We start from the raw sequence: 16,171 nt of genomic DNA, 5'->3' as shown, positions 1-16,171 counted from the left end.
GCGCATTTGTCACGAAGCGCATGTGCGCGAATAACGCCGCAGGCTTGTCAATGGCGGGTGCCATGCGCCATACCAGCCGCTTGGAAGGGGAAGGCCTATGACGGGGATCTGGTTTCAGGTGGCGCTCATACTCGGCCTCGCGCTCATCGCCGCGATGATCGCCGCGAGATTTCGCATCTCGACCGCGTTGACCGAAATCATCGTCGGCATGTGCGCGCGGACGCTGTTCGCCGCGACGGTCGGCGTCGAAATCTTCAGCGCCCAGGAGCCTTGGGTCAAGACGCTCGCCGGATTGGGCGCCATCGCGCTGACGTTTCTCGCAGGCGCCGAACTCGATCCCGACGTCTTCAAGCTGAAGTGGAAGGAGGCTGCGTCGGTCGGCGCTGCGAGCTTCCTCGCGCCCGCCATCGGCTGCTGGGCGGTCGCCTATTATCTGCTGGGGTGGGAGAGTTCGCCGGCGCTGCTTGCCGGCATCGCGCTCGCCGCCACCTCCGTCGCCGTCGTCTATACGGTGATGATGGAATATGGCTTTAATCGCACCGATTTCGGCAAGACCATTCTCGCCGCCTGTTTCATCACTGATCTCGGCACGGTCGTGACGCTCGGCCTCGTATTCGCGCCCTTCACCTGGAAGACCGCCGTGTTCGTCGCAGCGGTCGGCGCGGCGTTCGTCGGATTGCCGCGGGCGACGCCTTGGATCTTTGCGAAGTTCGGCGGGCGCCCTTCGGAATTCGAGACCAAATTCCTGTTCTTCGCGCTGATGGCGCTCGGCGCGCTCGCGACCTGGGCCGGGAGCGAAGGCGTCTTGCCCGCCTATCTGATCGGCATGGCGCTCGCGGGCTCCGTCGGGCGCGACCATGCGCTCATTCGCAAGATTCGGGCGGTGACCATCGGCCTGCTGACGCCCTTCTATTTCATCCGTGCGGGTTACTTTGTCTCCATCCCGGCCGTTCTCGCCGCGCCGCTTGGCGTCGTCGCCTTTCTTGCGGTCGAGATGGCGACCAAGGTCGTCAGCGTCTATCCCGTGGCGCGCAGATTCGGGTCGCCGCACAAGGACGCCATGTATACGACGCTGCTGATGGCCTCCGGCCTCACATTCGGCACGATTTCGGCGCTTTTCGGCCTATCAAACAATATCATCGACGAAAACCAGTATTCGACGCTCGTCGCCGCGATCATCGCGACGGCGATCGTGCCTACAATGATTGCGAACAGTCTTTATTTGCCGCGACATCGGCTGCCCCGGGAGACGGCGCCGCAGCGCATTCATTCCGCGGAGCCGGCGAAGGAGTCTGTCCTCGAAGGATAAATGCGACTTGATTCCCGGCGGGCGCGATGCAATCAACGTCCCCATTGTCGCTCGAGGAAGCGCGCCTGCCGCGTGGCGCGCCTGCGCTAAACCTCGAAGCGCGGACAACAGGAAGGACAATCTGAATGCGCATCATTTTGAGGCTATCGGCTGTGCTGGCTTTTTTTGCGCTCACGCCGGCTTTCGCTCAAGGCACGGCCGAACAGCGCGAGGCCTGTGAAGGCGACGCGAATCGCTTCTGCGAGGCGTATATTCCGGACGCCGTCGCCATCGAGCGATGCTTGAGAGCCAATGCGGGATCGATCAGCGCCGCCTGCAAAGCCGAACTCGGCCTCGGGTCGGCGGGCAAAAAGCGCAAGCGCTAACAGGCGCGGCGCAACACGTCGCCGCGCCTTCGATCCGCGCCTTACGCATCATCAGGTCGCGACGGCGAGCCGCCTTTCGGCGAGCCGCGCGGCCTCGGCGCCCGATAACATCGCGCCGTTGAAGCCATGCTCGCCGCCAAACGCCGAGGCGAGATAAAGTCCGGCGATCGGCGTTTGCGGCGTTCGCGGAAATCCCATCAAGATCGGCGCTTCGGCGGGCAGCGCCGCAAAGCCGTACACGGCGCCTTCCGGCGTGTTGAGATAGCTCGCCATCGAATAGGCGTTGAGCAGCATCCGCGTCGTGACCAGACCGGAAAAGCCGGGATAGTCGCGCTCGAGAGACGTCTCTATGGCGTCGAGCCAGCGTTCGCGGCGCGCGAGCGCCGCGTCGCGCGGCAGATCACGCCAGTTCTCGATGCGATCGAGGCCCAGCACGCTGACGAGGATCGGCGGCTCGTCCCAAAGACCTGAATCGACTGCGGTGAAATTGGCGATCGTATGAAGGGGCAACGCCCCCTTGGGATCTTCCGCCATCGCGCCGGCGCCATCGCCATATTGATCGAAGCGCCGCATATCTTGTGGCATGACGACCGTCGTGAAATTCGCCAGTCCGACCGTAGAGGGTTTCGCGCTCAAGCCGAAATTGGCCGAAAACAGCGATGTTGAAAGCCGGCGGGACCCGAAGGTCTCCTCCATTTTCGCGCGCGCGGGCGCGTCCATCATCGCCGCCGCCTCCGAAGGCGCGCAATTCGCCATCGCTACGCGCGCTTCAATGCGTTCCTCGCTGTCGCCGGCGCGCCGCGCGACATGGCGTATGGCGACCACATTGCCGCCCGCATCGGTCTCGATGGCGTTGACCTGCCGGCCCATGCGCACCACGCCGCCGGTCTTGGTGATGCACTTGGCGAGCTTGAGGCTCAACTGTCGCGAGCCGCCTTTAATATAGGCGCCGCCGGACGCGATATAGCCGCCCTGAGCGAGCGCGTAGAAAATCCACCACAGCCGGCGCGGGTCGTCGCCGTAATAAGCGAGATTGGCGCCCAGCGCGCATTTTAGGGCCTCGCAGCCGGCAAAATCGCGCTCCATGATCTCGTGCAATGAATTCTGCCAGCCGGCCGCGGCGGGCGCGACTTCCCAAAGGCCGCGCGCCAATTTGGCGAAAGAGCTTTCCTCGCGGGCCTGTTTCAAGGTCCACAGCGCGTCGTGAATCTGCTCGACCTCGCCGAGAAATCTTTGGATGGCGGCGCGCTTGTCGGGGAAACGGGCGGCGAGCGCCTCATAGGCGGCGGCAAAGCCGAAAGGCAGTTCGAAGGCCTCGCCAACCGGCCCGCCGCGCACGGTATAGAGCGCGCCGGTGGGCAGCCATTCGATTTCGTCGAGAATCCCCAGCCGGCGGAGGATGTCGTGCTTCACGTCGCGGGGGTTGCGCGCGTCGGAGGTCTGATGCAGCGAGGCTTCCACAGTCAGCGGACCGACCTTGTAGACCGACGCCGCGCCGCCCAGGCTGAAATTGCGCTCTAACAGGCAGACGCTGTAGCCGGCATGCGCAAGCATCGCGCCCGCCGTCAATCCGCCCAGTCCCGAGCCGATCACCACGGCGTCGAATTTCTTGTCGCTCATTCCGAATCGTCTTTGCCGCTGAAAGATCGTCACTCTATCCCGCCACGCCCCTCTGGCGAAAGGCGTCGGCTGATACAAGATAGGACCCAGCCCGAGAATCTCAGACAAGGCGCTGGCGATGGCAGACGAGATCTTTCCCGTAACCCACACCGACGCCGAATGGCGCGCGCTTCTCACGCCCGAGCAATATGACGTCATGCGCGGGCATGGCACCGAACGCCCGGGAAGCTGCGCGCTCAATCATGAAAAGCGTCGCGGCGCATTCAGTTGCGCCGGCTGCGGTCAGCCGTTGTTTCGCTCGGGCGAGAAGTTCGAAAGCGGCACCGGTTGGCCGAGTTTCTTCGATCCGCTTCCCGGCGCGCTCGGCTCGACCGTCGATCGCAGCTATGGCATGGTGCGCACGGAAGTGCATTGCAGCCGTTGCGGCTCGCATCTCGGGCATGTCTTCAACGATGGCCCGCCGCCGACCGGCCTGCGCTATTGCATCAATGGCGTCGCGCTCGACTTTCAGCCCGAATAGGCATCCAAAAGACTATCGAGCCGCGTGATCGCCCGATAGAGTCAAGGCTGCGACGCTGGCTGCGACAAATTTTTTTCGAGGGACGTCGCAACGGACGCTGCGCCCGCTGGCCTGCGGTTTCTTCGGATAGGTAAGGATGGGGCTCAGTTTCTCCCCAGAGCAAGCGCCGAGCCTGTCCAGACCCGTCGTATCAGCTTTTCGGGCGTGTAGGAAACGCCACAATTCTTGTAGCGAATGCGCGCATTGATCGGTGTGCGCGCAGCCTGCCTAATCCCGTTCTATCGGGCAGGTGAGGGATAGGCGGTCGGCCCGGCTTGTCGAATAAGCGAGTCGCCCCGCGCTTGCGTCGCGCGAGCGGGAGCCGCATCGCGGCGCCCATGACGTCGTCACGCCGCTCACGGCTCTGCCGGCTTGACGATCAATTTTGATTCCCGTCATACGAGGTGTCCGCCAATGAATTTTCAGTAAGCGGATTCATGCGCGCGTCGGCTCGTTGCGGCGAACCGCGGGCCTTGATGCGCGAATTGGAGAAAACTACGGTCGCAAAAAAGGCTGCAGCCTGCATCGGCAGGATTTCAGCCCGGTCGGCCGGGAGCGGGATCGGCGGCGCCGACGCTCGGTTCTCGACGATCGAAAAAAACGAATTCTGGGCCTGTGCGACGCAGGCCTGATAGGGAGTGGACTGCATGTCAGAACGGTCAGCCGCCGCGCCGGGCGCGAGCGGAAAGGACAATCAGCATCTTGCGCCGAAGTCCGACATCGAGATTTCGCAGGCCGCCAAGATGCGGCCGATTATCGACGTCGCGCGCGACAAGCTCGGCATCCCGGCCGAACATGTGCAGCCCTACGGCCACTACAAGGGCAAGATCTCCCTCGACTACATCTCCTCGCTCGACAGCCAGGCCGACGGCAAGCTGATCCTCGTCACGGCCATCACGCCGACGCCCGCCGGCGAAGGCAAGACGACGACGACCGTCGGCCTCACGGACGGTCTCAATCACATCGGCAAAAAGGCGCTGTGCTGTCTGCGCGAGCCCTCGCTCGGTCCCTGTTTCGGCGTCAAGGGCGGCGCCGCCGGCGGCGGCTATGCGCAGGTCGTGCCGATGGAGGACATCAACCTCCACTTCACCGGCGACTTCCACGCCATCGGCGCGGCGAACAATCTGCTCGCTGCGCTGATCGACAATCACATTTATTGGGGCGGCGAGCCCAAGATCGACTCGCGCCGCGTTGCATGGCGGCGCGTCGTCGACATGAACGACCGCGCATTGCGCTCGATCGTCTCGTCCCTCGGCGGAGTTTCGAACGGCTTCGCCCGCGAGGACGGATTCGACATCACCGTCGCGTCGGAAGTGATGGCGATCTTCTGCCTCGCTTCGGACTTCGCCGATCTGCAGCGGCGGCTCGGCGACATTGTCGTCGGACAGACCCGCGACAAAAAGAGCGTGCGCGCCTCGGAAGTGAAGGCGGCGGGCTCCATGGCCGCGCTGCTCAAAGATGCGATCGCGCCCAATCTCGTGCAGACGTTGGAGAACAATCCGGCGATCATTCACGGCGGGCCATTCGCCAATATCGCGCATGGCTGCAATTCGGTCATCGCGACGAAGGCCGGCTTGAAGCTCGCCGACTACGTCGTGACGGAGGCGGGCTTCGGCGCCGATCTCGGCGCGGAGAAGTTCTTCGACATCAAGTGCCGCAAGGCGGGCCTCAAGCCCGACATCACGGTGATCGTCGCGACGATCCGCGCGCTCAAGATGCATGGCGGCGTCGCCAAGGACGATCTGAAGGCCGAGAATGTCGCCGCGGTCGAGAAGGGCTTCGAGAATCTGAAGCGCCATATCGGCAATGTTCGCAAATTCGGCGTGCCGGTGCTCGTCTCGATCAACAAGTTCTCGTCCGACACCGCGGCCGAAATGGCGGCGCTCGACAAGCTCTGCAAGGCGGAAGGCGTCGAATGCGTCGTCGCCGACAATTGGGGCTCCGGCGGCGCCGGCGCGGCGGATCTCGCCAGGGCGGTCGTCAACACCATCGAGACGCAGCCCTCGAACTTCAAGCCGCTCTATCCGGATGACATGCCGCTTGCCGAGAAGGTGCGCACGATCGCCAAGGAGCTCTACGGCGCCGCCGATATCTCTTATGATTCGAGCATCAAGGCGCGCTTCGCCGAGCTGGAGAAGGAAGGCTTCGGCAACTTCCCGGTCTGCATCGCCAAGACGCAATACAGCTTCTCGACGGATGCGAACGCCAAAGGCGCCCCCTCGGCCTTCACGATCCCGATCCGGGAATTGCGTCTCTCGGCAGGCGCCGAGTTCATCGTGGTGGTGTGCGGCGACATCATGACGATGCCGGGACTGCCGAAGGTCCCAGCCGCCAACAACATCTACGTTGACGACTCCGGCCGCATCGCCGGCCTGTTCTAGCGCGTTCCCGGCGTCGTCGCCGCCGCGCCATTTTGAAACCCGCCGCTCGAAAGGAGCTTGAGAAATGTTGAATTCCAGAATTCCCGGCAAGAACTTCCTGTTTGTGCCGGGCCCGACCAATCTGCCCGACCGCATCGTGCGCGCCATGTCGGTCGCGTCCGAAGATCATCGCTCGCCGACGTTCCCCGACCTCGTCAAGCCGCTCTTCCCCGGCCTGAAGAAGATCTTCGGCACTGAAAAGGGCCATGCCTTCATTTTCCCGGCGTCGGGCACCGGCGGCTGGGAAGCCGCGATCACCAACACGCTGTCGCCGGGCGACAAGGTTCTGGCGCAGCGCTTCGGCCAGTTCTCCCATCTGTGGATCGATCTTTGTAAGCGTCAGGGCCTGGAAGTCGTCGTGCAGGAGCGCGAGTGGGGCACGGGCAATGATCCGGAGCTGATCGAAGAGACGCTGAAGGCCGACAAGAACCACGAAATCAAGGCGGTTCTCGCCACGCATAACGAGACGGCGACCGGCGTCACCTCCGACATCGCCGCGGTGCGCCGCGCGATGGACAACGCCAAGCACCCGGCGATGCTTTTCGTCGACGGCGTGTCGTCGGTGGCGTCGCTCGAGTTCAAAATGGACGAGTGGGGCGTCGACGTGATCGTGTCGGGCTCGCAAAAGGGCTTCATGCTGCCGGCCGGCCTGCTGCTGATGGCGGCGAGCCAGAAGGCGATCGCCGCCGGCAAGAGCAACAAGGGGCGCCGCGCCTATTTCGAATTCCAGGACATGATCGCCCAGAACGCGAACGGCTATTTCCCTTATACGCCGTCCGTGCCGCTGCTCTATGGCCTCAAGGAATCGCTCTCGATCCTGTTCGAAGAGGGCCTCGATCAGGTCTACAAGCGCCACCACCACCTCGCCGAAGGCTGTCGTGCCGCGGTCGCGGCATGGGGCCTTAAGTGCTGCGCCAAGGAGCCGAAGTGGAACTCCGACACCGTCACGGCGATCGTCGTGCCGGAGGGCTTTGACGCCGCCAAGGTGATCGAGATCGCCTACAAGCGCTACAATCTCGCGCTCGGCGCCGGTCTGTCCGAAGTCGCGGGCAAGGTGTTCCGCATCGGCCATCTCGGCGACCTCAACGAGCTGATGCTGCTCGGCGCCATCGGCGGCGCGGAGATGGCCATGTGCGACGTCGGCATTCCGGTGACGCCGGGCTCCGGCGCTGCGGCCGCGCAGGCGGTCTATCGCGCCAATCCGCTGCTGAAGATGTAATTGGCGACCGGCGGTCGGAGCATTCCGACCGCCGGAGCCCGACGAACGACTGCCAAAAAAAGAATTGAGAAAGAGGGGGAAACCAGGACATGTCGCACAAAATCGTCTTTCTCGATCGGGAAACGCTCGACGCCAATGTGCGCAAGCCGAATTTTCCTCACGAATATACCGAATACGCCCAGACGGCGCCCGACCAGATCGTTGAACGCCTGAAAGGCGCGACGATCTGCATCACCAACAAGGTGCCGCTGCGCGAAGCGACGTTGAAGCAGCTTCCGGGCCTCAAGCTCATCGCCGTCGCCGCGACCGGCACGGACGTGATCGACAAGGCCTATACGAGCGCGAACGGGATCGTCGTCTCCAACATTCGCAACTATGCGTTCAACACGCTGCCCGAACATGTGTTCGCGCTGCTCTTCGCGCTGCGCCGCAATTTGGTGAACTATTACAATTCCGTTCGGCAGGGGCGGTGGGGCTACGCCAATCAGTTCTGCTATTTCGACTATCCGATCTACGACATCGCCGGTTCGACTCTCGGCATTATCGGCTATGGCGCTCTCGGCAAGGAAATCGAAAAGCGGGCCGTCGCGCTTGGCATGAAGGTGCTGATCAACGACGTCACGGACGTGCCGAACAAGGTCGATATCCCGACGATCCTGCGTGAGGCGGACGTCATCACGCTCAACCTGCCGCTCACCCCGGAGACCAAGAACATGATCGGCGCGAAGGAGCTTGCGTCGATGAAGAAGTCCGCCTGCATCATCAATACGGCGCGCGGCGGCATCGTCGACGAAGCGGCGCTGGCCGACGCGCTGCGCAAGGGAGTCATCGGCGGCGCCGGCTTCGACGTGCTGACGGTCGAGCCGCCCAAGAACGGCAACATCCTGCTCGATCCGACGATTCCCAATCTCATCATCACGCCGCATGTGGCCTGGGCCTCGAAAGAGGCGATGCAGGTGTTGGCCGATCAGCTCGTCGACAATATCGACGCTTTTGTCGCCGGCAGCCCGCGCAACGTCGTGGCGGCGTGAGGCTGACGCCCCCTCCCGGCGCTTCGCGCCACCCTCCCCCGCAAGCGGGAGAGGGGACCAACGCCCGAGGTTGCGCGAATGCGCGTCGATGGCCGAGTCTGCTCCCTCTCCTGCGCGCAGCGCGGTGGAGGGTTGGGGAGGGGGCCAGTGAAAGGTTCGAGTTCCAATGACCAAAAAACTGCTTTTCCTTTTTGACACCGATCCGGTTCCGAGCGTTTTCGACACGGTCGTCGGCTATGACGGCGGCGCCGACCGCATCATCGGCTATGGCGGCGTGACGACCGAAAACGTCGGGGCGCTGGTCGACGGCTGCATTTACACGCGCGGCCCGAAAGAGAAGCAATATACGGCGATCTTCGTCGGCGGCGGCGACATGACGGCCGGCGAAACCGTGTTCAAAGCGGTGAAGAAGCGTTTCTTCTCGAATTTCCGCGTCTCGGCGATGCTCGATTCGAACGGCTCCAATACGACCGCCGCGGCGGGCGTGGCGCTGCTCGCCAAGGCAAGTTCGCTCAAGGGCAAGAAGGCCGTCGTTCTCGCCGGCACTGGCCCGGTCGGCATGCGCGCCGCGGCGATGCTCAACATCGAAGGCGCCGAAGTCGCCATCACCTCGCGTCAGAAGGCGCGCGCCGAGGCGGCTGCAAAAGCCATTCAGGAGCGCTTCGGCTTCACGCCCGCGGCGATTGAAGCCCCGGATAACGCGGCGCGCGCTCAGGCCGTCAAAGGCGCTCAGATCGTCTTCGCGGCCGGGGCCATCGGCGTCCCGCTGCTCGACGAGACGGCTTGGCAGAACGATCCGACGATCGAACTCATCGCCGACTGCAACGCGCAGCCGCCGCTCGGCGTCGGCGGCGTCGAGGCGACCGACAAGGCCAAGGAGCGTCACGGCAAGATCGTCATCGGCGCGCTGGGACTGGGCGGGCTCAAGCTCAAATTGCATCGCGAATGCGTCGGCAAGCTGTTTGACGCCGCCGATCAGGTGTTCGACTGCGAAAACATTTATGCGCAAGCCAAAGAGCTCGCCTGAGCGAGGAAAGATATGAGCGCCAAGAACGATACGATTGGAAAATTCCTCGACGAACTCGCCAGCGATGCGCCGACTCCCGGCGGCGGCGGCGCGGCGGCGCTTTCGGGCGCCATGGGCGCGGCGCTGGTTTCGATGGTGTGCAATCTCACCATCGGCAAAAAGAATTACGAAGCCGTTTCAGCCGATCTGCAGCAGACTCTCGCCAAGGCTGAAAAGCTGCGCGCCGAGCTGACCGCGGGAGTCGATGAAGACGTCGTCGCCTTCAACACGCTGATGGGCGCCTATGGCCTGCCGCGCGGCACCGATGAAGAGAAGGCGAAGCGTTCGGAGACGATCCAGTCGGCGCTGAAAGAAGCGACGCTGGCGCCGCTGAAGACGTGCAAAATCTGCTATGACGTCATCAGCCTGTCGAAAGAGGCCGCCGACAAGGGCAACCTCAACGTCATCAGCGACGCCGGAGTCGCGGTGCTCGCCGCCAATGCCGGACTGCGCAGCTGCGCGCTCAATGTCTTCATCAACGCCAAGGCGATCAAGGATCGCGGCTTCGCCGAGCAGCAGCTTGCCGAAGTCAATGCGCTTCTCGCCAAGGCCGCGGCCGAAACGGAAGCGGTCTATGAGACGGTCAAAGCCAAAATAGGCGGCTGAGGAAGCCGCGCCGCATTGCGAGGAGAGGACTGAAATGGACGTCCACGAGTATCAGGCCAAGGAAATACTGGCGAGCCACGGCGTCGAAGTTCCGCCCGGCACCGTCGCTTTCAGCCCGGATCAGGCGGTCTACGCCGCGACGGAGCTCGGCGGCTCGCACTGGGTCGTCAAGGCGCAAATTCACGCCGGCGCGCGCGGCAAGGCGGGCGGCGTCAAGCTCTGTCGCACCTATCACGAAGTCCAGCAGGCGGCGCGCGATCTGCTCGGCAAGCGGCTCGTCACGTCGCAGACCGGACCGGAAGGCAAGCCGGTGCAGCGCGTCTATGTCGAGGTCGCCGATCCTTTCGAGCGCGAGATTTATCTCGGCTATGTTCTCGACCGCAAATTGGAGCGCGTGCGCGTCATCGCTTCGAAGCACGGCGGCATGGATATCGAAGAGATCGCCAAGAACACCCCTGACGAACTGCTCCAGGTCATCGTCGAGCCCGCCGTCGGCCTGCAGCCGTTTCAGGCGCGCGAACTCGCCTTTCAGCTCGGACTCAATATCAAACAGGTCTCGCGCGCGGTGAAGACGATCATGGGCGCCTATCGCGCCTTCCGCGATAATGACGCGACCATGCTCGAGATCAATCCGCTCGTCGTCACCAAGGACGACAAGGTTCTGGCGCTCGACGCGAAGATGTCCTTCGACGACAATGCGCTGTTCCGCCGTCACAATATCGTCGACATGAACGACCCCTCGCAGAGCGATCCGCGCGAGGCGCAGGCGTCGGAGCACAGCCTGAATTACATCGGCCTCGACGGCGAGATCGGCTGCATCGTCAATGGCGCCGGACTCGCCATGGCGACGATGGACATGATCAAGCATGCCGGCGGCAATCCGGCGAACTTCCTCGACGTCGGCGGCGGCGCTTCGCCCGAGCGCGTCGCGACGGCGTTCCGTCTCGTTCTTTCGGATCGACGCGTGAAGGTCGTGCTCGTCAACATTTTCGCCGGCATCAATCGCTGCGACTGGGTGGCGCAGGGCGTCGTTGACGCGGTGCGCGCCGAAAAGATCGAGGGCGTTCCGCTCGTCGTGCGTCTCGCCGGCACCAATGTCGAAGCGGGCAAGAAGATCATCGCCGAAAGCGGCATTCCGATCATCCAGGCCGACACGCTGGCCGAAGCCGCCGAGAAGGCTGTCGCCGCCTATCAGGGCGCCAAGTAAGCGCCGGAGAACGACACATGAGCATTCTCATTGACGAAAAGACGCCGATCCTGGTCCAGGGCATCACCGGCGACAAGGGCAGTTTTCACACCAAGGAGATGATCGACTACGGCAGCAATGTCGTCGCCGGCGTCACGCCCGGAAAGGGCGGCAAGACTCACCACGGCGTGCCGGTATTCAACACCGTCCGCGACGCGGTGCGCGAGACCGGCGCGCAGGCGTCGATCACCTTCGTCGCGCCAGCCTTTTGCGCCGACGCGATCATGGAGGCCGCCGACGCCGGCGTCCGCCTGATCTGCTCGATCACCGACGGCATTCCGGCGCAGGACATGATGCGCGTGAAGCGCTACTTCCTGCGCTTTCCCAAAGATCGTCGGCCGATGCTGGTCGGCCCGAATTGCGCCGGCATCATTTCGCCGGGCAAGGCGATGCTCGGCATCATGCCTGGCCACATTTACAAGCAGGGTCCGGTGGGGCTGATCTCGCGCTCCGGCACGCTTGGCTATGAAGCGGCGTCGCAGCTGAAGGCGCTCGGCCTCGGCATATCGACCTCGGTCGGCATCGGCGGCGATCCGATCAACGGCTCGTCGTTCCTCGACCATCTGGTGCTGTTCGACAAAGATCCCGAGACGCAGGCCGTGCTCATCATCGGCGAAATCGGCGGTCCACAGGAGGCCGAAGCCTCCGCCTGGATCAAGGAGAATTTCTCCAAGCCGGTGATTGGCTTTGTCGCCGGCCTCACGGCGCCCAAGGGTCGCCGCATGGGCCATGCCGGCGCGATCATTTCGGCGACGGGCGACAGCGCTGCGGAAAAAACCGAGATTATGAAGTCTTACGGGCTCACGGTCGCGCCGAGCCCGGCGGAATTCGGATCGACTGTCGCCAAGGTATTGCAGAGCGCCTGAGGAATGCAGCATTGGCGTCGGCGCCGTCGCGCGCCGCCGTCCGGCCGCATTTTCCGAAGCCGTTCATCCTGCGCGGCGTCGTGAGCGCCTAAGGAGTTTTGATGACCGCCGAGACCCAGACATTGAAGAGCCTGTCTTCGACCGGCCTGCCGTCTGCTTACGCGACTCGCTCGGTCACCGAAGCTTCCGACTTCCTGCGCGAGCAATTGCTCACCGTGATTCGCCGTCACACGCCGGAGATCGAGGCGGTCGTGCGCGACTCCAAGGCGGGCGCAGGTCTGGAGCCGCGTCAGATGGCCCGCGCGCTTCAGGCGCAGGGCATCCTGTTTCAGCTCGTCTCCATCGCGGAGCAGGCCTACGCCATGCGCCGGCGCCGCCGGATCGAGCGCGAAAAGGGCCACGACAAGCTGCTCGGCACGTTCGATTACGTCTTGTCGAGCGCCGCGGCCTCGGGCGTCGCTCCCGACGAAATACGCGCGCAATTGCAGTCGCTGCGCATCCGACCCGTGATCACCGCCCATCCGACGGAGGCGAAGCGCGTCTCGATCCTGGAAAAATATCGCCGCATCTATCTGCTGATGCGCGAACTTGAATCGACCCGCTGGACGGACCGCGAGCGTGAAGCGCTGGTGAAGTCGATCTATGATCAGATCGAACTTCTGTGGCTCACTGGCGAACTGCATCTCGAAAAGCCCACCGTCGATCAGGAAGTCGCCTGGGGCCAGCACTTCTTTCACGAGAGCATTTTCGATCTCGCGCCGGAGCTTCTGTCATCCTGCGAACGCGCGCTGCGACGCCACTATCCCAACGAAACATTCGAGGTCGCGCCCTTCTTCCAGTTCGGGTCCTGGATCGGCGGCGATCGCGACGGCAATCCGTTCGTGACGAACGACGTCACCCGCCGCACCATGCGCGAAAACGCTGCGGCGAGCTTGAATTATTACCGTACCCGCTTCGTCGATCTCGCGCGCATGCTGTCGATCAGCCAGCGCGCCGCCGATATTCCTCAGTCTTTCCGCGAGGAGTTGGCTGAACGCCTCGCCGCGCTGCCGGACGGCGCGGCGATCGAAGCGCGCAATCAAAATGAGCCCTACCGGCAGTTCGTGATGACGATTCTGCGCAAGCTCGACCAGACGTTGCGCGCGGTGAACGCCGAACCGGCGACAGGTCCGCGCTATGCGAGCGCCGACGAACTCATCGCCGACCTGCTGGCGCTCGAAAAGGCGCTCAATGAAGCCAAGAGCGACGCGCTCGCGACGGATCTCGTGCGTCCGCTGCGCCGCGCGGTCGAAACGTTCCGCTTCAGCACGGTGCGCCTCGACATTCGCCAGAACACGACCCGGACGACGCAGGCGCTCGAGGAGCTGTGGCGCGTGAAGACGGGCGGCGAGGCGCCGCCCGACCTCGATGCTCCCGAATGGCGCGAATGGCTGATCGCCGAGCTTGCAAAGCCGCGGACGACGCTTGTCCCCCGCGACAAGCTTTCCGCCGATACGCGCGATGTCATTGAAATGTTCGAGGTGGTCGCCGAGATGCGCACGCAGCTCGACCGGGAAGCCTTCGGCGGATTTATTTTGTCGATGACGCGTTCGGCGGTCGACGTCCTCGGCGTCTATCTGCTCGCCAAGGAGGCGGGGCTTTTTCTCGACGAACCCGGCGTCGAGATCCTCACGCTGCCGATCGTGCCGCTCTTCGAGACGATCGGCGATCTGCGCGCCGCGCCGGCGATCATGCGCGATCTCTTGCAGGTCCCGGTGGTGCGCCGCTCGACGCGCTGGCAGGGCAATCTGCAAGAGGTGATGATCGGCTATTCCGACTCCAACAAGGACGGCGGCTTTCTGTCGTCCAATTGGGAGCTGTTCAAGGCGCAGGCCCGCCTCAGTCAGGTCGGACGCGAGCAGGGCGTCGCCATCGCCTTCTTCCATGGACGCGGCGGCTCGGTGTCGCGCGGCGGCGCGCCGACCGGCCATGCCATCGCGGCGCAGCCGGCGGGCTCTATTCGCGGCCGTTTTCGCGTCACCGAACAGGGCGAGGTCGTCTCGTTCAAATACGCCAATCGCGGGACGGCGGCCTATCAGATGGAGCTTTTGGCGTCCTCCGTGTTTCAGCATGCGCTGAAGTCCGAACGCGAGGAAGCGCTGGCCCCGCACGCTGAGTTCGACGAGGCGCTCGAGGAGATTTCCGGCGCCTCTTTCGCCGCATACGCCAAATTCATCGGCGATCCCGATCTTGTGGCTTACTTTCAGGCTGCAAGCCCGCTTGAAGAGATTTCGCTGCTCAACATCGGGTCGCGGCCGGCGCGTCGCTTCGGCGCCAAAAGCCTGGCGGATTTGCGCGCGATCCCCTGGGTCTTCGCCTGGGCGCAGAACCGCCATTCGATCACCGGCTGGTACGGCGTCGGGTCCGGTCTGAAGAATTTCGTTGACGTGCGCGGCGACCGCGGTTTCGAGCTTTTGCGCCGGATGTTCGAAGATTCGCGGATGTTCCGGCTCATTATCGACGAAGTCGAGAAGACGCTCGCGCTCGTCGATCTCTCGATCGCCAAGCAGTATGCGGGGCTTGTCGCTGACGAAACCGTGCGAACCAAAATCTTCAAGGCCATCGAAGAGGAATTTGAATTGACGCGCGAGATGGCCTTGCGCGTCACCGGCGGCGTCGAACTGGCGGAGCGCTTCAAGGAATATCAGGCGAGGCTTTCGCATCGCCTGCAGACCATCAACGAGGTTAATCGCGAGCAGGTGGCGCTGCTTCGCCGGTTCCGCGAGGCTCAGGACGAAGCAGAAAAAGAGGCCGTCAAAGTGCCTCTGCTGCTCTCGATCAGCTGCGTCGCCGCCGGCCTCGGGGCCACAGGCTAATTCAACAGGAAGGGGAAAAAATATGAGCTTCACTTTAATCGAGCAGGCCACGCCGCGTCTGCATCGCTCGGAACTCGCCGTGCCGGGCTCCGCGCCGGGCATGTTTGAAAAGGCCGCGCAGTCCAAGGCCGATCAGATCTTTCTGGATCTCGAAGACGCGGTCGCGCCCGACGACAAGGAACAGGCGCGCAAGAACATCATCCAGGGCCTCAATGACATCGACTGGGGCAAGAAGGTGATGACGCTGCGCATCAACGGTCTCGATACGCAATACTGCTATCGCGACGTCGTCGACGTTCTCGAGAACTGCCCGCGCCTCGACATCGTGCTGATCCCGAAGGTCGGGGTTCCGGCCGACGTCTACGCGATCGACATGATGATCACGCAGATCGAGCAGTACAAGAAACGCACCAAGAAGATCGGCATCGAAATCCTGATCGAGACCGCGCTCGGCATGGCCAATGTCGAAGCCATCGCGCAGTCGTCCAAGCGCCTCGAGGCCATGTCCTTCGGCGTCGCCGACTATGCGGCGTCGACCCGCGCCCGCACGACCGTCATCGGCGGCGTCAATCCGGATTACGGCGTGCTGACCGACAAGGACGAAAGCGGCAATCGCGAATATTACTGGGCCGATCAGTGGCATGCGGCGCAGACGCGCATGATGGTCGCGTGCCGCGCCTACGGCCTGCGTCCGATCGACGGCCCCTTCGGCGACTTCGGCGATCCGGACGGCTATATCGCCGCCGCCAAGCGCGCCGCGGTGCTGGGCTATGAGGGCAAGTGGGCGATCCATCCCTCGCAGATCGACCTCGCCAATCAGGTCTTCACGCCGTCCGACGCCGAAGTCACGAAGGCGCGCCGCATTCTCGACGCGATGACCCAGGCCGCTAAGGAAGGCAAGGGCGCCGTCTCTCTCGACGGCCGCCTGATCGACATCGCCTCGATCCGCATGGCCGAGGCGTTGATCGAAAAGGCCAACGCAATGGCGGCGTAAGCCGCAGCCCGCCAA

13 protein-coding genes are annotated in these 16,171 nt (G+C 63.6%); 12 read left to right on the top strand and 1 reads right to left on the bottom strand.

All coding sequences use genetic code 11. The annotated features are described in order from the left end of the window. Window positions 1-97: 97 nt before the first annotated feature. Together IYX23_RS10165 and IYX23_RS10160 are read left to right on the top strand one after the other, a co-directional pair. Window positions 98-1,309, top strand: a complete 1,212-nt coding sequence (locus IYX23_RS10165) for a cation:proton antiporter (RefSeq protein ID WP_196392716.1) — start codon at window positions 98-100, stop codon at window positions 1,307-1,309. A 125-nt stretch (window positions 1,310-1,434) separates the two neighbouring features. Next, on the top strand, window positions 1,435-1,674 hold the full coding sequence (locus IYX23_RS10160) for a hypothetical protein (protein WP_196392717.1): 240 nt from the start codon (window positions 1,435-1,437) through the stop codon (window positions 1,672-1,674). A gap of 51 nt (window positions 1,675-1,725) precedes the next feature. Here the strand turns inward: IYX23_RS10160 and IYX23_RS10155 are convergent, their stop codons facing one another. Then, window positions 1,726-3,294: an FAD-dependent oxidoreductase gene (locus IYX23_RS10155; protein ID WP_196392718.1), complete on the bottom strand. Its 1,569-nt coding sequence runs from the start codon at window positions 3,292-3,294 to the stop codon at window positions 1,726-1,728. 118 nt (window positions 3,295-3,412) lie between these two features. On the opposite strand from IYX23_RS10155, the gene msrB reads away from it, so the two are divergent. The 10 genes from msrB to IYX23_RS10105 all read left to right on the top strand — a co-directional run bounded on the left by msrB (window position 3,413) and on the right by IYX23_RS10105 (window position 16,156). Beyond that, entirely contained in the window at window positions 3,413-3,814 is a 402-nt protein-coding gene (msrB, locus tag IYX23_RS10150; RefSeq protein WP_196392719.1) for a peptide-methionine (R)-S-oxide reductase MsrB, read from the top strand. 686 nt (window positions 3,815-4,500) lie between these two features. Next, window positions 4,501-6,234 carry a formate--tetrahydrofolate ligase gene (locus IYX23_RS10145; protein ID WP_196392720.1) on the top strand — a complete coding sequence of 578 codons (1,734 nt, stop codon included), beginning with the start codon at window positions 4,501-4,503 and terminating at the stop codon, window positions 6,232-6,234. Window positions 6,235-6,298: 64 nt separating this feature from the next. After that, window positions 6,299-7,492, top strand: coding sequence for an aminotransferase class V-fold PLP-dependent enzyme (locus IYX23_RS10140; protein WP_196392721.1), 1,194 nt, complete (start codon window positions 6,299-6,301; stop codon window positions 7,490-7,492). Window positions 7,493-7,581: 89 nt separating this feature from the next. Then, window positions 7,582-8,523: a D-2-hydroxyacid dehydrogenase gene (locus IYX23_RS10135; RefSeq protein WP_196392722.1), complete on the top strand. Its 942-nt coding sequence runs from the start codon at window positions 7,582-7,584 to the stop codon at window positions 8,521-8,523. 166 nt (window positions 8,524-8,689) lie between these two features. Then, window positions 8,690-9,550, top strand: coding sequence for an NADP-dependent methylenetetrahydromethanopterin/methylenetetrahydrofolate dehydrogenase (locus tag IYX23_RS10130; RefSeq protein WP_196392723.1), 861 nt, complete (start codon window positions 8,690-8,692; stop codon window positions 9,548-9,550). 12 nt (window positions 9,551-9,562) lie between these two features. Continuing rightward, on the top strand, window positions 9,563-10,195 hold the full coding sequence (gene fchA, locus IYX23_RS10125; RefSeq protein ID WP_124739129.1) for a methenyltetrahydrofolate cyclohydrolase: 633 nt from the start codon (window positions 9,563-9,565) through the stop codon (window positions 10,193-10,195). Between the two features lie 34 nt (window positions 10,196-10,229). Then, entirely contained in the window at window positions 10,230-11,402 is a 1,173-nt protein-coding gene (locus IYX23_RS10120; RefSeq protein ID WP_124739128.1) for a malate--CoA ligase subunit beta, read from the top strand. Window positions 11,403-11,419: 17 nt separating this feature from the next. Then, window positions 11,420-12,307: a succinate--CoA ligase subunit alpha gene (gene sucD, locus IYX23_RS10115; protein ID WP_196392724.1), complete on the top strand. Its 888-nt coding sequence runs from the start codon at window positions 11,420-11,422 to the stop codon at window positions 12,305-12,307. Between the two features lie 101 nt (window positions 12,308-12,408). After that, entirely contained in the window at window positions 12,409-15,162 is a 2,754-nt protein-coding gene (locus tag IYX23_RS10110) for a phosphoenolpyruvate carboxylase (RefSeq protein ID WP_196392725.1), read from the top strand. Between the two features lie 22 nt (window positions 15,163-15,184). Continuing rightward, the gene (locus IYX23_RS10105) at window positions 15,185-16,156 is read left to right on the top strand and encodes a CoA ester lyase (RefSeq protein ID WP_196392726.1); all 972 of its coding nucleotides are present in this window, start codon (window positions 15,185-15,187) and stop codon (window positions 16,154-16,156) included. Window positions 16,157-16,171: the final 15 nt, after the last annotated feature.

Source organism: Methylocystis sp. L43, assembly GCF_015709525.1.
Taxonomy (GTDB): domain Bacteria; phylum Pseudomonadota; class Alphaproteobacteria; order Rhizobiales; family Beijerinckiaceae; genus Methylocystis.
Note: the sequence above shows the minus strand (reverse complement) of the source record. Positions and strands in the feature narration are given on the sequence as shown.

Bases quoted from the DNA above. Each gene is read 5' to 3' on its own strand.
- IYX23_RS10165 (WP_196392716.1), top strand. From the start codon at position 98: ATGACGGGGATCTGGTTTCAGGTGGCGCTCATACTCGGCCTCGCGCTC.
- IYX23_RS10140 (WP_196392721.1), top strand. From the start codon at position 6,299: ATGTTGAATTCCAGAATTCCCGGCAAGAACTTCCTGTTTGTGCCGGGC.
- IYX23_RS10135 (WP_196392722.1), top strand. From the start codon at position 7,582: ATGTCGCACAAAATCGTCTTTCTCGATCGGGAAACGCTCGACGCCAAT.
- sucD (WP_196392724.1), top strand. From the start codon at position 11,420: ATGAGCATTCTCATTGACGAAAAGACGCCGATCCTGGTCCAGGGCATC.
- IYX23_RS10155 (WP_196392718.1), bottom strand. From the start codon at position 3,294: ATGAGCGACAAGAAATTCGACGCCGTGGTGATCGGCTCGGGACTGGGC.
- IYX23_RS10110 (WP_196392725.1), top strand. From the start codon at position 12,409: ATGACCGCCGAGACCCAGACATTGAAGAGCCTGTCTTCGACCGGCCTG.
- fchA (WP_124739129.1), top strand. From the start codon at position 9,563: ATGAGCGCCAAGAACGATACGATTGGAAAATTCCTCGACGAACTCGCC.
- IYX23_RS10120 (WP_124739128.1), top strand. From the start codon at position 10,230: ATGGACGTCCACGAGTATCAGGCCAAGGAAATACTGGCGAGCCACGGC.
- IYX23_RS10130 (WP_196392723.1), top strand. From the start codon at position 8,690: ATGACCAAAAAACTGCTTTTCCTTTTTGACACCGATCCGGTTCCGAGC.
- msrB (WP_196392719.1), top strand. From the start codon at position 3,413: ATGGCAGACGAGATCTTTCCCGTAACCCACACCGACGCCGAATGGCGC.
- IYX23_RS10145 (WP_196392720.1), top strand. From the start codon at position 4,501: ATGTCAGAACGGTCAGCCGCCGCGCCGGGCGCGAGCGGAAAGGACAAT.
- IYX23_RS10105 (WP_196392726.1), top strand. From the start codon at position 15,185: ATGAGCTTCACTTTAATCGAGCAGGCCACGCCGCGTCTGCATCGCTCG.
- IYX23_RS10160 (WP_196392717.1), top strand. From the start codon at position 1,435: ATGCGCATCATTTTGAGGCTATCGGCTGTGCTGGCTTTTTTTGCGCTC.